We start from the raw sequence: 14,442 nt of genomic DNA on the forward strand, positions 1-14,442 counted from the left end.
GGCGAACAATAGATCCTTCAAATCGTTCAGGATGACAAGAGGTTTTTTTGCAAAAAAAGTCATAGGTAGGTGATAAAACTTGGAAAACTCTAAAGGATGAAATGACGTGAAAAAAAAGGCTGTCCTGCTGAGCCTGTCGAAGCATGTGGGCAAATGCCTCTGCGCGCGAGTCTTCGACAGGCTCAGACTGACAGGCCCACACGCCTCAAAATCCAACACGTCATTGTTAGCACAGAGGTACCCTCCCCGATTTAGCAAGCTCACCATAACAGCTCACAGATTTCTCCCCCAATAATCCACCTCCTCCCCTTGCGTATTTTGCATATTATAAGCACCTTTAAAAAAAACAACCCGGATTAGCCAAATTGGCTCATTCGGAATAAATAAAACATATGTCGCCCGGAGTATTACTTTCTTTTATTATTGGTTATTTTTTGGTGTTACTGGTTATATCATGGCTTACTTCGCGCAAGGCATCTGACAATGATACTTTTTTTGTGGCCAACCGCAATTCCAAATGGTATTTGGTTGCATTTGGGATGATCGGTACCGCGTTGAGTGGGGTAACTTTTATATCGGTACCGGGCAAAGTAGGTGCCCCATCCGGCGATCAGTTCTCCTATTTCCAGTTCGTGCTGGGTAATGCCGCGGGTTTTATTATCATCGCTACCGTATTACTTCCCCTTTACTACCGGCTAAAGCTTACCTCAATTTATAGCTACATCGAAGGCGCCTTAGGTACCTGGAGCTATAAAACCGCAGCGGGGATTTTTCTTATCAGCCGGGTTATCGGTTCGGCTTTCAGGCTTTACCTGGTGGTTATTGTTTTGCAGAAATTCATTTTTGATAGCTATCATATCCCTTTCGCCGTAACGGTGCTTATTTGTTTGGCACTCATCTGGTCGTACACTTTTAAAGGGGGATTAAAAACCATTATCATTACCGACAGCTTACAAACATTTTTCCTGGTGTTATCGGTATTTCTATCCATCTATTTTATTTGCGATAGCCTGCACATGAACATTTTTGAAGCTGCCGATGCTATCAAAAACAGCAGTTACTCTAAAATATTTTTCTTTAATGATTTCTTAAGCAGTAAGTTCCACTTCACTAAAGCGTTTTTAGGGGGATTGTTTATCACTGTAGGTATGACCGGTTTAGACCAGGACCTGATGCAAAAAAACCTCAGCCTTAAAAACATCAAAGAGGCGCAGAAAAACATGTTCAGCTTTACGGCGGTATTTGTGGTAATCAATATCTTCTTTTTAAGCGTGGGCGCCTTGCTTTGGCTATACGCTAATAAATACGGCATTCATGTTGATAAAACAGATTACCTGTATCCTACCATCGCCCTGCAATACCTGGGTATTGTGCCTGCCATGGTATTTATGCTTGGCTTAACTGCAGCCACTTTTGCCACAACAGATTCGGCCCTAACCGCATTGACCACTTCATTTTGTGTTGATTTTTTAGACTTTAACAAAAGCAACGACTTGAACAGCAAAAAGAAAGTAAGTACCCGGCATGCCGTACACATTGCCTTTTCCGGGCTCATGTTTTTAACCATTATTATATTTAATGCCATAAACAACGACGCTGTAGTGAGCGCCATATTCCAGGTTGCATCCTATACTTACGGGCCATTGCTGGGGCTTTATTCATTTGGCCTATTTATGAGCAACAGGCAGGTTAGGGATAAACTGGTACCCTTTATTTGCATAGCATCACCAGCCATCTGTTATTTTTTAAACGCGGAATCAAAAACGCTTTTAGGCGGATATGTTTTCAGCAATGAGCTGATCATTGTAAACGGATTAAGTACATTTGTCGGCTTATTGCTCACTTCAACATCAAAAACAAAAGTGGCAGTGTTATAGTTACTAATTCTACTGATATATGACCGGAGACGATAAAATAAGACAAGCATTCGAGAATAAAAACTGGCAGGAAATTAAGGTTACCGACTCCTGGCAAATATTTAAAATAATGGCCGAGTTTGTTGACGGGTTTGAAAAACTGGCAAAAATTGGCCCCTGTGTATCCATATTCGGATCGGCACGTACCCATAACGACAATAAATACTACAAAATGGCCGAGGAAACAGCCCGCCTGCTTACCGAGCATGGCTATGGCGTAATATCCGGCGGCGGCCCCGGTATTATGGAAGCGGCCAATAAAGGCGCTTACGAAAACGGAGGTAAATCGGTGGGCTTAAACATCGAGTTGCCGTTTGAGCAATTCCATAACCGGTATATTGACAGGGATAAGATCATGGAGTTTGATTACTTCTTTATCCGTAAGGTAATGTTCATGAAATACTCCCAGGGCTTTATTATATTGCCCGGCGGCTTTGGCACTATGGACGAATCATTTGAAGCCATTACGCTGATACAAACCGGCAAAATTGCCCGTTTCCCTATTATATTTGTGGGTGTCGATTATTGGAAAGGCCTGTTTAGCTGGGTTGAAGAAAAAATGCTGGATGATCAGCACAATATCAACCCTGACGATCTGATGCTTTACCGCGTGGTTGATACAGCCGAAGAAGCGGTTGAACACATTACAAGGTTCTACAATAAATACGTATTGAAACCAAACTTTTAGAGTAACGTTTTCAAACAGAAATTGCTTTAACTCCCATCATGGTTTACTATTATCAGCAAACGATGATGGGACTTTCCTTGGTCAACTACTACAAATAGCTTAACCACCATTTTTCTTTATGGGCTTGTTTATAAGCATCATAACGTTTGCATAGCGGATACAGCCCTACCACGATAATCACCCATACCAGGTACGCTACCGGCAACGAAAACCCATACCCCTTAAGATCAGATGTAAACCATATAGGTTTATCCAATATCCAAATCTTCCAGTTTTGGCCCTGCGTAAATGCCGAGGCAACCATAGCTATCAGGTGAATAATGTAAATATGGATGATGTAATAAAACATAGGCACCCTGCCGTAAACCGAAACTATTTTTACAAACCCGTTTTGTACCTTTTCTGTAAAGGCCAAGAATAAAAAGGCTCCACCCAATGTTAATAATACATATAGTAACGAAGGTGGATACTTGTTGACTTTTATAAAGGATAGGAAAGTAAAAAAAGCATCTTTTTGCATGCTCCATTTTACCGGGTCGCCGTAAACGTTAATGTACCTGATCACAATAAATAAAACAACGGAAGAAGCCCCCAAGAGGAACAATGTCTTCTTTCTTTTCTCAACACTATATTCCGGAGTGTACAACTGCCCAAGGCAATAACCAAGGGGCATTATAGCAACCAGCGGAATAATAGGGTAGCCAACTAAAAGTATTTCGTTATGCCACATAAAAGGCCGCTGATCATGAAGCATCGCCCAGCCAAAAGCGGATAAGGTATTTCCATTTACATGAAAACCATCAAACAAATTATGGCCAAATATTACTACGAGGCAACAAACGAGGATGAGTTTCTTAGGCAGATGGATCAGAGCGGCAAGTACTATCATGCTTATCCCCAGCGCCCAAATAGTGATAAATAAAAGCATCGGGAAGGCAATATTAAAATTCCAGCCAAAATTTACTACCACCAGTTCCAGGAAAACCAGCCAAAGGCCACGTTTCACCAGGAAAACCGATAATTCCTTTTGGGTTTTCTTACGGCTCATTAAAAATGCCGATGTACCTGCAAGCAACATAAATATGGGGGCGCAAAAGTGTGTTATCCAACGGGTAAAAAACAGCAGCCCGTTTGTTTTCGCCAAATCAAGCGGATCAAATAAAAATGATCCGGAATACAGGTAATCCCGCACATGGTCAAGCGCCATGATAATCATAATTGTACCACGAAGAAAATCAATAGATGTTATCCTGTTTTTAATAGTTGTTATCATTTTGCTTTGTTCAGAGGTTTAGGCAGGTATTTTTACTAATTGGAGTTTACACTGCTTCTGTTAGAAATTGTATTGCAAATTGCATATTTTTTTAAGCTTTTTATTGAATAAAAAATTGAATGACAGATTTTAGACATTTCAATGATTTTTGAATGCAATGATATCCCGCTAACATTTTATGATTATTTTGCGCCTATGGATCAACCTGCCAAACTTAAACCACAGGCTGCATTAGGCTTTATTTTTGTTACCATGCTGATAGATGTTATCGGTTTCGGCATCATCATACCCGTAATGCCGGCACTGATAGAAAAACTTATACATGGTTCATTAAGCGAAGCCTCACTCTACTCGGGATTGATGCTGCTGGCATATTCTGTAATGCAATTCCTGTTTTCGCCGGTAATTGGAAACCTTAGCGATAAATATGGACGCAGGCCAATTTTGTTAACCTCCCTTTTGGGTTTTGGGATAGATTACCTTTTCCTGGCCTTTGCCCCATCTATAGGCTGGTTATTTGTGGGCCGTACCATTGCTGGTATTACCGGCGCAAGCTTTACTACAGCGTCAGCATACATTGCAGATATCAGCACGCCCGAAAAACGTGCTCAAAATTTCGGGTTGATCGGCGTTGCCTTTGGGCTCGGCTTTATCATCGGCCCGGTTTTAGGTGGGATTTTAGGTAAATGGAATGTTCATTACCCATTTTTTGCAGCAGCAGGATTGGCTTTGTTAAACGCGGCCTATGGATTTTTCATACTGCCAGAGTCACTTTCGGTAGATCATCGCCGTCCGTTTGAGTGGAAAAGAGCTAACCCGCTTGGGTCATTATTACAACTCAAAAAATATCCATCGGTAATTGGACTGGCCATCTCATTGTTCCTGCTTTACTTTGCGGCTCAATCGGTACAAAGTATCTGGACATTTTTCACCATTGAAAGATTTAAATGGAGTGAGGACCTGATTGGATACTCATTAGGCTTTATCGGCCTGATGATAGCCATGGTGCAGGGCGGGCTCATCCGAATAGCCTTGCCCAAATTGGGATTAGAAAGAAGCATCTGGATAGGATTGCTCTTTTATAGTTTGGGCTTAACACTATTTGCCCTGGCCAGCAAAAGCTGGATGATGTTTGTTTTTATGATCCCCTATGCCCTGGGAGGTATTGCAGGTCCCGCCCTACAAGGTTTAATGACCAACCAGGTGCCGGCCAATGAACAGGGCGAATTGCAGGGCGGCCTAACCAGCCTGATGAGTTTAAGCTCCATATTTGGCCCCTGGATAATGACCACCCTATTTTATTATTTTACCAATTTTAAAAATCACCTGTACATACCAGGCGCGCCGTTTATTTTAGGTGCTGTATTGATGCTATTGAGTGCTGTATTGGCTATCAGGAGTTTCAAAAAGAGATGATATTTTCTTTTTAAATCAGCATAATTGAACCTTTATAATTTATTTATTTTACTTATTTCAAAACTTTTATAATAATTTATCATTTATCAAATTAATGACTGAAAAACCTAAAAAGAAGCACTCGGCAGCGCTGGGCTTTATATTTGTTACGCTGTTTATTGATGTGCTTGGTTTAGGTATTATAATACCGGTTATGCCCAAACTGTTGGAAACATTGGGGCATGTAGATGTGAGCCTGGCCACACAATACAGTGGTTATTTAACTTTTACGTATGCCTCCATGCAGTTTCTGTTCTCCTCGGTATTGGGTAATTTGAGCGATCAATATGGCCGCCGCCCAATATTGTTAAGCTCCTTACTTGGTTTTGGTATCGATTATATTTTCATGGCCTTTGCCCCCACTATAGGCTGGCTTTTTGTTGGCCGAACCATTGCTGGTATTACCGGGGCAAGTACCTCGACCGCAACCGCATATATTGCCGATATCAGTACCGGGAAAAACCGGGCCGCAAACTTTGGACTGGTAGGTGCGGCATCAGGCTTAGGCTTTATTATAGGCATTGCTATCGGCGGCTACCTGGGCGACTTGAATGTTAAGCTTCCGTTTATGGCAGCGGCAGCATTTGCCCTCATCAATGCAACTTATGGATACTTTGTACTGCCAGAATCTTTGGCACTCAAAAACCGCCGCAGGTTTGAGTGGAAAAAATCAAATCCCATCAGTTCATTGCGCAGCCTTACCAGGTATCCTGCACTTAGCGGCCTGGTTGGCGCCTTCGCGTTGGTTTATGTGGCTCAAAAGGCGGTTGAATACGTTTTGTCGTTCTTTTTGATCGAAAAATTTAACTGGTCGTTAAGCAGCATCAGCAGCCTGGGTATTTTCATTGGTGTTGTACTGGTAGCTATACAGGGTGGCCTCATCAGGTACACCATACCCAAATTTGGACAGAAAAAAAACATTGTAGCCGGGTTGCTATTTTATACCGCTGGTTTAACGCTTATTGCTTTTGTTAGTCGTGGCTGGATGATGTATCTGTATATAATTCCTTACTGCCTTGGAGGTATCTCCGGGCCGGCATTACAGGGCCTTATCACCGGCACAGTGTCTCCAAAAGAGCAGGGCGAACTACAGGGTTCCTTAACAAGTTTAACCAGCGTAGCGGTAATTATAGGGCCGTTGTTAATGAGTTCGGTATTTCACATTTTTACACACCGTAACACCAATACCTATTTCCCTGGCGCGCCATATATACTTGGGGCGTTTTTAATGCTGATCAGTGTATTTTTGACTATAAAGAGTTTTAAAAAAGTATCTACGGCAAAAGCGGTTTAATCCAGCCCGCTTACTCCGCCCGAGATCACGAATTTCATAATATCGGCGGCACTTTTGTCAATTGATTTTACCTTGCTGGCATCAATAATGATAACCTGGCCGGCAAACGAATAAGAGTATGGAAAATACACGGCAACCTCGCCGGGCAATCCTAAAACCGCAAGATCTTTTTGAACAAGAAATCCGATTTTTTTAAGACCGAATTCATTTACTTCAACCAAAACAGGCTCGTTAAATTTCTTTTCTTCGCCTACAAAAGCTTCGGTAAGGTCTTTTATAGAGGAGTACAGGAACGCGAAAATAGGTAAACGGTTAAACCAGCGCTTAAACCAGCGTTTTATAGGGTCGGTAATTACATTGGTAACCAATATCCCGGCCACCATGATCACCACAATCACATTCAATATGCCCAGGCCCGGAATATATAGATGCTTGCCCGATCTATCAACCAACAGATCGCTCAAATTCAAGGCCTTATCAATGGTTGACACCCCCCAGTAAATCAAAAAAATTGCAGCGCCTATGGGCACAACCACCAACAGCCCCTTTGCAAAATATGTGACTAAACCCCGCGCAAACCTGTTCATAAAAACCTATTTATTTCTATTCGTAAAAGTACACCCTTTTAAATTGGCAAAAAAATATTTTAAAAAGTGCGTTTCCAGAGCGTAGAGGCACTTTTTAATTTTTCAGATTTTATCCCTTTTTGACCTTTAATATTCTTGTTTTTGTCTCCGCAGAAACGGGTAAAAAACCGTAAAAACTCCGCATTTAATGAACTTTTACGGTGGAGACAAACGGAGTTTTTGGGTTGATTCGGAGTGAAATTAATGCCTTCCAAAGGCAAAAAAGGACAAAAAATAAAAAGAGACAAAAGGGACAAAATGAGGTGTGAAATCTTGATGAATTTCAACTTTAAATTAATCTTAGAGCTTTTTAGATTCTGACATAAAATTTGCTCATACATTTATAGCGGTTGAACACTTAGGACAATGGATATCTTTATGTGTATGATTATTAATATCTGACATAATAACAACGTTTAGCAACGGTAAGTATGTAAGTTAACCTTTAATTCACCGTTACCCCTATTTTCGAATAAATTACTAAATGCCACAATCATTAACAATACATTAAACGATGATTCCCATACCAAGTTTAAACAAATGAAAATATTTAACTATTAATTACGCTGGCACAATTATTGCAAACATTTTGTGCCTTTATGGGAATATTGGCATTTTAATCAATAGTAAGGGGTAAACAGCGAGTGTGAACCCCTTTTTTATGCCGAATTACGTAACAAACCTGTAGCAGGTTTACGTACAAAAATCAACTATCGATTAAATCCATATTTCTGACGGGTTGGTTTTGGTTCAAACCAACCTGTTTTTTAAAAGTACCGTTAACAAAGTCGGTTGAATAATCGTAAAATCTTACCGTTTGAGTTATATAAAGAGTACTATAAAATAATAATGTGAGAGTTATTTATTTTAAGCAACGCCACTTAAAAAGGGCTTTTTATTTAACCTTCTTTTTTAGTTTCATTAAATAATTGAATTTACCATAGCGGTAAACATTGAATCGTAATGCTCTAAACTGATTGTATCCCCAATTTCAACGCCCTTACTTACAAGTTGCCGGGTATTAAGTCATAACATACCCCAATTGTTGCTACTTCGGCAACATCGTAATAGACTTTAAGCCTTACCCTTTCCTGTTTGTATATTAAATCCCTTCCGGTAGCATCTATTCTCATTAACCGGAAAATAGGCTCAAAAAGTCAAAAAAATGGTAAAGGAATGTGAAAAATTTACAACGATTTAAGCCTTAAATTAGTTGGTGGATGCAACTATTATCGTTTGTACAAATTATTCTAATTAATTAATTAATTAATGACAAGGACAGAAATTTTCAATGCCTTAATAGCCGTTCAAGAAACCCACTCTGAATATTTAGATTCCATCAAAAAAACAATTATGGATATCGTTAAAATTGAGTGGAATGAACAAATGACGATTAAAATTATTAAGGACGATATTCCAATAGAATTATTGAATGATATCAAAAAAAAACTCCCCGTAGAGGACTAAATATTTCCCAAATGCTTCAATGCATCGACTTTCTTAAAACAAAAAATTAGAAAAACTCATTTCCAAAACTTGATGAATAAGGATGTTCATCATAACTGATATTATCAGTTTGCGGGTTTGAATGTAAAATTTACCATATATTCTTAACACAAACACAGCAATGTTTTTGTCCATTTTTTATAAAAAGCGCCTTTAAAGCGCGTTCAATGCCTACTCGTAAAAGTATACTCTTTTTACCCGTTGCGAAACATTAGTTAGTATTTCATAAGGGATGGTACCTATTTGCCTCGCCAGTTCCTCTATACGCTGATGCTGTCCGTCAAATATAATTACCTCATCGCCTTCCTTTACATCAAGGCCGGTTACATCAAGCATACACATATCCATTGTAATGTTACCAACGGTTGGCACCAAGCTGCCTTTTACCAGCATTTTACCTATGCCGTTTCCAAATGCGCGCAGATAGCCATCGGCATAACCAATACGTACGGTGGCTATTTTACCATCTTTTGCCAGCAGACCGCTCCTGCTATAGCTAATGGTATCCCCCCCTTTAATTTTTTTAACCTGGGCTATACTTGTTTTTAAACTGGCAATAGGCTGTAAGGCATTATCCGCAGCAGGTACGGCCGAATCTATTCCGTATAAGCCAATCCCCAGCCTAACCATATCATATTGCGCCGCAGGCCAGCGAATGATGCCCGCTGTATTACATAAGTGTTTAATCACCTTATAGCGCAGCGTTTTCTCAATCTCTTTAAAGGCTTTTTCAAAGCGCTTTATCTGGGTTTGGGTAAATTCATCGTGTATGGCAGCTTCGCTCGCTACAAGATGTGAAAATACCGACTGGATATGCACATAACGGTTCTCTTCCAACAAATCGCAAAGGGTTTCAATCTCATGATTTTCGAAACCCAGCCTATGCATGCCGGTATCAATTTTAATGTGTACCGGGTAATTTATAATATTTCGGGCTAACGCGTATTCTACAAAATCATCAAGCAAGCCAAAACTATAAATTACCGGCTCCAGCTTATACTCCGTTAATTTATCAAATGCGGTGGCTTCGGGGTTAAGCACCATCACCGGTAAATTAATACCAGCCTGCCGCAGAGCGACACCTTCATCAATATAAGCCACAGCCAAATAATCAACCTTGTTGTATTGCAACATATTGGCCACCTCAAAAGTGCCGCTGCCATAGCTAAAAGCCTTCACCATGGCCATTACCTTTACGCCAGGTTTTATTTTAGTTTTATAAAAATTAAGATTACTAAGCAATGTATTCAGGTTAATCTCCAGTACCGTTTCGTGGGCCTTTTGCGCCAGTGCACGGCTAATGCGCTCAAATTCAAAACTGCGCGAACCTTTTATCAGAATAGTTTCTTCCTTAAAATTAAGTTGCTTTAATTGCAGCAACATCGTTGCGGTATCCTCAAAAAAGTGCTGCTCGGTAATATTGAAAAAGGTTTGATGGGCCATCAACGCCTCACCCACTCCAATAAATTTATCAACCTCTTTATTGCTGATAAGATCGGCCACCTGCCGATATAAAACGTCCTGTGATAAACCAGACTGATAGATATCAGACAGGATCAAGGTCTTTTTTTGATGCTGATTTTGCTGCCCTAAAAAGTTAAGCGCAATTTCCAGAGATTGCAGATCAGAATTGTAGGAGTCATCAATTACCGAACAGTTATTTACTCCGTTCTTCAGCTCCAGGCGCATGCTAACCGGGCTAAGGCGCTCTATTCTTTTATCAGCTTCAATCGCGGTATAACCCAAGGCCAGCATGGTTGCCCAGCAAACAATAGCGTTTTCAATGGATGCCTGGTCAGAAAAAGGGATCAGGCATTCTATTTCTTTGCTTTGGTAGTAAGCCCGCAGGTAATAGTTTTTTGAGATCGCCGTCTCGCTAAATACATACAAATCGGCCTGGCTAAATTTACGACTCCAGGTAAATGTCTCTTTAGCAGTAACATCATCCTGGTAATCTATGAGCTGATCATAATTATAAATAAGCTTATTGCTATTTTTAAACAACCGGAGCTTTTCCAATACCTTTTGCCGGGGACTGCTGAAACCTTCGTCATGCGCGGTACCGATGTGGGTTAGTACACCTATCTGTGGTTTAATAATTGCCTCCAGTTTATCCATTTCATTAATGGTAGATATACCGGCCTCAAAAATACCAAGATTGTTATGGCTATTAATCTGCCATACCGAAAGCGGTACCCCAATTTGAGAGTTATAACTTTTAGGGTTGCGTACAATATTTTTATTGGCTACCAGCAACTGGTATAGCCATTCCTTCACTATGGTTTTGCCGTTGCTACCGGTTATGCCTATAACCTGCAAGTTAAATTTGTTACGATGATAGGCAGCTAAAGCCTGCAAAGCGCTTAAGGGATCGGCCACTATCAAAAAATTAGCATCGGGCAGGTTAAACTCCGGGCCATGCTCCACCACAAAATTACGCACACCACTGGCATAGGCCTCGGCAACAAATTCATGCCCGTTGCGCCTGCCGCTTAAAGCAAAAAACAGCCCCTCGGCAGGGTTATTTATCCTTCGGCTATCGGTAAACAATATACTAATGGTATATTCTTTTACAATATTACCCTCTGCATTAATAATTTGCTTTACCTGCGTTATGGAGTATTGGTTGCTAAACATGGTACGAATTTGCTTATATTAATCTAACAATAGAAGATTTTTTACCGAATTTTGGTTTTCAGATGGATGCCCCTAAAAAAATCAAGATCACCGACCCTAAGGTAGCTTTAGCTAAAGCCGAGCATTTTTGCGCTTACCAGGAACGATCACAACAGGAAGTACGCGACAGGCTTTATGAATGGGGATTATGGCCCGATGCCGTGGAGCAAATAATAAGCCAGCTGATAGAAGGCAACTTTTTAAACGAGGATAGATTTGCTAAAGCATATACCAAAGGTAAATTTAACCAGAAAGCCTGGGGCAAAATAAAGATAAAACAAGGCCTTAAATTAAAAAGGGTACCCGAGATATTAATAAAAAAAGCGCTTTTAACTATTGATGCAGATGACTACATGGCGGCCTTAACCAAGCTATTAGATAGAAAAGCGAACACCCTTACCGAGAAAAATCACCTGAAACGCAGATACAAGCTTCAACAGTATGCCATGAGCCGGGGATATGAGACCGACCTCATCTCTGACGTTTTGAAAGCCAGTGAGTTATAAACTATTTGAAAAAAAGTAAGAATTTTGCTTGCAGAGTTTACTTTTCTGTCTATATTTGCACTCCCGCAAACGAGATAGGCACACGGTTAACCGCAAAGCAACTCAAAGCAGGGAGCACCAACGCGAAAGTAGCTCAGTTGGTAGAGCACGACCTTGCCAAGGTCGGGGTCGCGAGTTCGAATCTCGTCTTTCGCTCAAAGCCCTTCTGTTAAAAGAAGGGTTTTATTTTTAAAAGGTTAATCACCTGCTCAGATGGTGGAACTGGTAGACACGCAGGACTTAAAATCCTGTTCCCGTAAACGGAGTGCGGGTTCGATTCCCGCTCTGAGTACTGAAGCTGATGTCAAACGCTTCATTAAGCCCTTAAATCAATGATTTAGGGGCTTTTTTTGTTATAAAGCCCCCCAAAAGATTCATTCAATCGCATGTTTTAGTTGAACGATTCGTTGAACTCGCAAGAGTAATAAAAATCGCTCAACGAAAACCTTACAAACAACTGTATATCAAGATGTTCAATAACTAAACATCTTGATAATAAAGCCGTCAAAATCGACATTTGTTTAACCTTTTTATTGAATGATTATGTTGGAAAAAAGCTTCGGGTTAATGTTCTTTATGCGCAAACCCAAAAACAGTCTAAACGGCTCCTACCCTATTTACCTAAGAATTACAGTGGATGGCAAGGCCAGTGAACTATCTACTAAAAGAAAATGTCATACCTCTTCATGGAATGCCAAGACAGGCCGATCTATCGGTAATAAAGAAACCACAAAAGAATTAAACCACTTCCTGGATGCACTTTCCCAGCAAGTTTACCAAGCTAAGCGCCGGCTAATAGAAGGCGATAAGGAATTAACTTCCGATTCTATAAAAAGGAACCTTACCGGAACAGACGAGGAAAAAAGAACGATCATTGAGGTATTCACTAAGCATAACCAACAACTTAAAGCACTTGAAGGAACTGAATTTGCACGCAATACCGTTAAACGATATGCAACAACCCTGGAACATACAAAATCCTTCTTAAAGTGGAAATATGGCACAGAAAATCTTGACATCAAAAAACTGGACCATGAAACGATAGCGGAGTTTGATTTCTGGTTAAAAGGCATTCAAAAATGCAATCATAACTCAACGATGAAATACTTGTCAAATTTTAAAAAGATCGTTTTAATCTGCGTTAAAAATAAATGGCTGCTGTCAGATCCTTTTGCAAATTTCAAATTCACAAAAAAACCGGTGCAACGATTAGCCTTAACCGAACATGAGTTAAACGCAATCGCTATTAAAAACTTTAAAAATGAACGATTACAAAATGTGAGGGATATTTTCATTTTCAGCTGCTATACAGGCCTCTCGTACGCTGATGTGCAAAAACTACGATCTGATGAACTTAATATTGGCATCGATAAAAATCTCTGGATATTTACAAACCGGCAGAAAACCGGCACTTCGACCAGAATGCCCCTAATGCCTGAGGCATTAGCAATCGTTGAAAAATATAAAGGACATCCAAAATGCATTGTAAGCGGATTGCTTCTGCCCGTTTTAAGCAATCAAAAGATGAACTCCTACCTGAAAGAAATAGCAGACTCTTGCGGTATTGAAAAACCAATTACATTTCATATCGCCAGGCATACATTCGCTACTACGGTCACTTTAAGTCATGGAGTACCTATAGAAACAGTTTCAAAAATATTAGGGCATTCATCAATTAAACAGACGCAACATTATGCGAAACTAACTGATAACAAAGTAAGTGATGATATAAACCAACTAATTACCAAACGTAGCCAAAGAGTTTAATAATTGAAACTCTTATTAAAAAAAGCGAGCTAATTAAACAGTACTTTAATAATCAAAAGCATTGAACAAATGGAAAATTTAATAATAACAGAAGAATATATTTTAAAGAAAATTTATCACATACGAGGTCAAAAAGTAATGCTTGATAGAGATTTGGCAGATATTTATAACGTAGCCACAAAAGTTTTAAAACAATCCGTAAAACGTAACATGAGCAGGTTCCCCGAGGATTTTATGTTTGAAATGACTATTGAAGAGTTTTCAGATTGGAGGTCACAATTTGTGACCTCCAATTCAGATAATATGGGACTTCGTTATGCTCCATTTTGTTTTACAGAACAGGGTATAGCCATGTTATCCAGCATTTTGAACAGTGAAAAGGCTATTAACGTAAACATACAGATCATTCGAATTTTTACACGCATTCGTCAAATACTTTTGGATCATTCGCAATTAAAGCTTGATATTGAAATAATTAAATCGAGGCTTAATGAGCAGGATCAAAATATGGAAATTGTTTTTAAGTATCTCGATCACATGACAGCTGATGATGTCCCGCAAAAACGAACAAGAATTGGCTTTAAACCTGATAATTTAGAATCGTGTTAGGAGTGTGACAAAATCATTCAAGCAAAGGGACAGGGAAAGCCGGACAAATGTCACGGCCCCTGGCTGTCAACCTTATTATCATATTGT

General features: G+C 39.8%; 11 protein-coding genes and 2 tRNA genes. 10 read left to right on the forward strand and 3 right to left on the reverse strand.

The features are described from left to right. Positions 1-392 precede the first annotated feature (392 nt). Both Q0R88_RS08455 and Q0R88_RS08460 read left to right on the forward strand, forming a co-directional pair. A complete protein-coding gene (locus tag Q0R88_RS08455; protein WP_295715010.1) occupies positions 393-1,877 on the forward strand; it encodes a sodium:solute symporter in 1,485 nt (494 codons plus the stop codon). Between the two features lie 19 nt (positions 1,878-1,896). Then, entirely contained in the window at positions 1,897-2,604 is a 708-nt protein-coding gene (locus Q0R88_RS08460) for a TIGR00730 family Rossman fold protein (RefSeq protein WP_295715012.1), read from the forward strand. Between the two features lie 88 nt (positions 2,605-2,692). Here Q0R88_RS08460 and Q0R88_RS08465 read toward each other — a convergent pair whose 3' ends face one another. Further along, a complete protein-coding gene (locus Q0R88_RS08465) occupies positions 2,693-3,877 on the reverse strand; it encodes a heparan-alpha-glucosaminide N-acetyltransferase domain-containing protein (RefSeq protein ID WP_295715014.1) in 1,185 nt (394 codons plus the stop codon). A gap of 141 nt (positions 3,878-4,018) precedes the next feature. Here Q0R88_RS08465 and Q0R88_RS08470 point away from each other — a divergent pair, with 141 nt between their 5' ends. Both Q0R88_RS08470 and Q0R88_RS08475 read left to right on the forward strand, forming a co-directional pair. After that, positions 4,019-5,293: a TCR/Tet family MFS transporter gene (locus Q0R88_RS08470; RefSeq protein WP_366086973.1), complete on the forward strand. Its 1,275-nt coding sequence runs from the start codon at positions 4,019-4,021 to the stop codon at positions 5,291-5,293. A 94-nt stretch (positions 5,294-5,387) separates the two neighbouring features. Next, a complete protein-coding gene (locus Q0R88_RS08475) occupies positions 5,388-6,626 on the forward strand; it encodes a TCR/Tet family MFS transporter (RefSeq protein WP_295715017.1) in 1,239 nt (412 codons plus the stop codon). Here the strand turns inward: Q0R88_RS08475 and Q0R88_RS08480 are convergent. Continuing rightward, positions 6,623-7,213 carry a DUF502 domain-containing protein gene (locus tag Q0R88_RS08480; protein WP_295715020.1) on the reverse strand — a complete coding sequence of 197 codons (591 nt, stop codon included), beginning with the start codon at positions 7,211-7,213 and terminating at the stop codon, positions 6,623-6,625. The two genes, Q0R88_RS08475 and Q0R88_RS08480, sit on opposite strands and share 4 nt — an antisense overlap. A gap of 1,308 nt (positions 7,214-8,521) precedes the next feature. On the opposite strand from Q0R88_RS08480, the gene Q0R88_RS08485 reads away from it, so the two are divergent. After that, a complete protein-coding gene (locus Q0R88_RS08485) occupies positions 8,522-8,719 on the forward strand; it encodes a hypothetical protein (protein WP_295715023.1) in 198 nt (65 codons plus the stop codon). Between the two features lie 210 nt (positions 8,720-8,929). Here Q0R88_RS08485 and Q0R88_RS08490 read toward each other — a convergent pair whose 3' ends face one another. Then, on the reverse strand, positions 8,930-11,395 hold the full coding sequence (locus Q0R88_RS08490) for a bifunctional UDP-N-acetylmuramoyl-tripeptide:D-alanyl-D-alanine ligase/alanine racemase (RefSeq protein WP_295715025.1): 2,466 nt from the start codon (positions 11,393-11,395) through the stop codon (positions 8,930-8,932). 62 nt (positions 11,396-11,457) lie between these two features. Between Q0R88_RS08490 and Q0R88_RS08495 the strand changes: the two genes are divergently transcribed. From Q0R88_RS08495 to Q0R88_RS08515, 5 genes are all read left to right on the forward strand, one after another. Beyond that, positions 11,458-11,940 (forward strand): RecX family transcriptional regulator, encoded by a 483-nt coding sequence (locus Q0R88_RS08495; RefSeq protein WP_295715028.1) that lies wholly within the window; start codon positions 11,458-11,460, stop codon positions 11,938-11,940. A 122-nt stretch (positions 11,941-12,062) separates the two neighbouring features. Further along, positions 12,063-12,135, forward strand: a tRNA-Gly gene (locus tag Q0R88_RS08500). Between the two features lie 51 nt (positions 12,136-12,186). Then, positions 12,187-12,271, forward strand: a tRNA-Leu gene (locus Q0R88_RS08505). A 284-nt stretch (positions 12,272-12,555) separates the two neighbouring features. After that, positions 12,556-13,746 (forward strand): site-specific integrase, encoded by a 1,191-nt coding sequence (locus Q0R88_RS08510; RefSeq protein WP_295715280.1) that lies wholly within the window; start codon positions 12,556-12,558, stop codon positions 13,744-13,746. Between the two features lie 69 nt (positions 13,747-13,815). Further along, a complete protein-coding gene (locus tag Q0R88_RS08515) occupies positions 13,816-14,355 on the forward strand; it encodes an ORF6N domain-containing protein (RefSeq protein WP_295715030.1) in 540 nt (179 codons plus the stop codon). Positions 14,356-14,442: the final 87 nt, after the last annotated feature.

The organism is Mucilaginibacter sp., assembly GCF_025362475.1.
Lineage (GTDB): Bacteria > Bacteroidota > Bacteroidia > Sphingobacteriales > Sphingobacteriaceae > Mucilaginibacter.

Coding starts and splice junctions, on each gene's coding strand:
- Q0R88_RS08455 (WP_295715010.1), top strand. CDS start 393: ATGTCGCCCGGAGTATTACTTTCTTTTATTATTGGTTATTTTTTGGTG.
- Q0R88_RS08460 (WP_295715012.1), top strand. CDS start 1,897: ATGACCGGAGACGATAAAATAAGACAAGCATTCGAGAATAAAAACTGG.
- Q0R88_RS08465 (WP_295715014.1), bottom strand. CDS start 3,877: ATGATAACAACTATTAAAAACAGGATAACATCTATTGATTTTCTTCGT.
- Q0R88_RS08470 (WP_366086973.1), top strand. CDS start 4,019: ATGATTTTTGAATGCAATGATATCCCGCTAACATTTTATGATTATTTT.
- Q0R88_RS08475 (WP_295715017.1), top strand. CDS start 5,388: ATGACTGAAAAACCTAAAAAGAAGCACTCGGCAGCGCTGGGCTTTATA.
- Q0R88_RS08480 (WP_295715020.1), bottom strand. CDS start 7,213: ATGAACAGGTTTGCGCGGGGTTTAGTCACATATTTTGCAAAGGGGCTG.
- Q0R88_RS08485 (WP_295715023.1), top strand. CDS start 8,522: ATGACAAGGACAGAAATTTTCAATGCCTTAATAGCCGTTCAAGAAACC.
- Q0R88_RS08490 (WP_295715025.1), bottom strand. CDS start 11,395: ATGTTTAGCAACCAATACTCCATAACGCAGGTAAAGCAAATTATTAAT.
- Q0R88_RS08495 (WP_295715028.1), top strand. CDS start 11,458: ATGGATGCCCCTAAAAAAATCAAGATCACCGACCCTAAGGTAGCTTTA.
- Q0R88_RS08510 (WP_295715280.1), top strand. CDS start 12,556: ATGCGCAAACCCAAAAACAGTCTAAACGGCTCCTACCCTATTTACCTA.
- Q0R88_RS08515 (WP_295715030.1), top strand. CDS start 13,816: ATGGAAAATTTAATAATAACAGAAGAATATATTTTAAAGAAAATTTAT.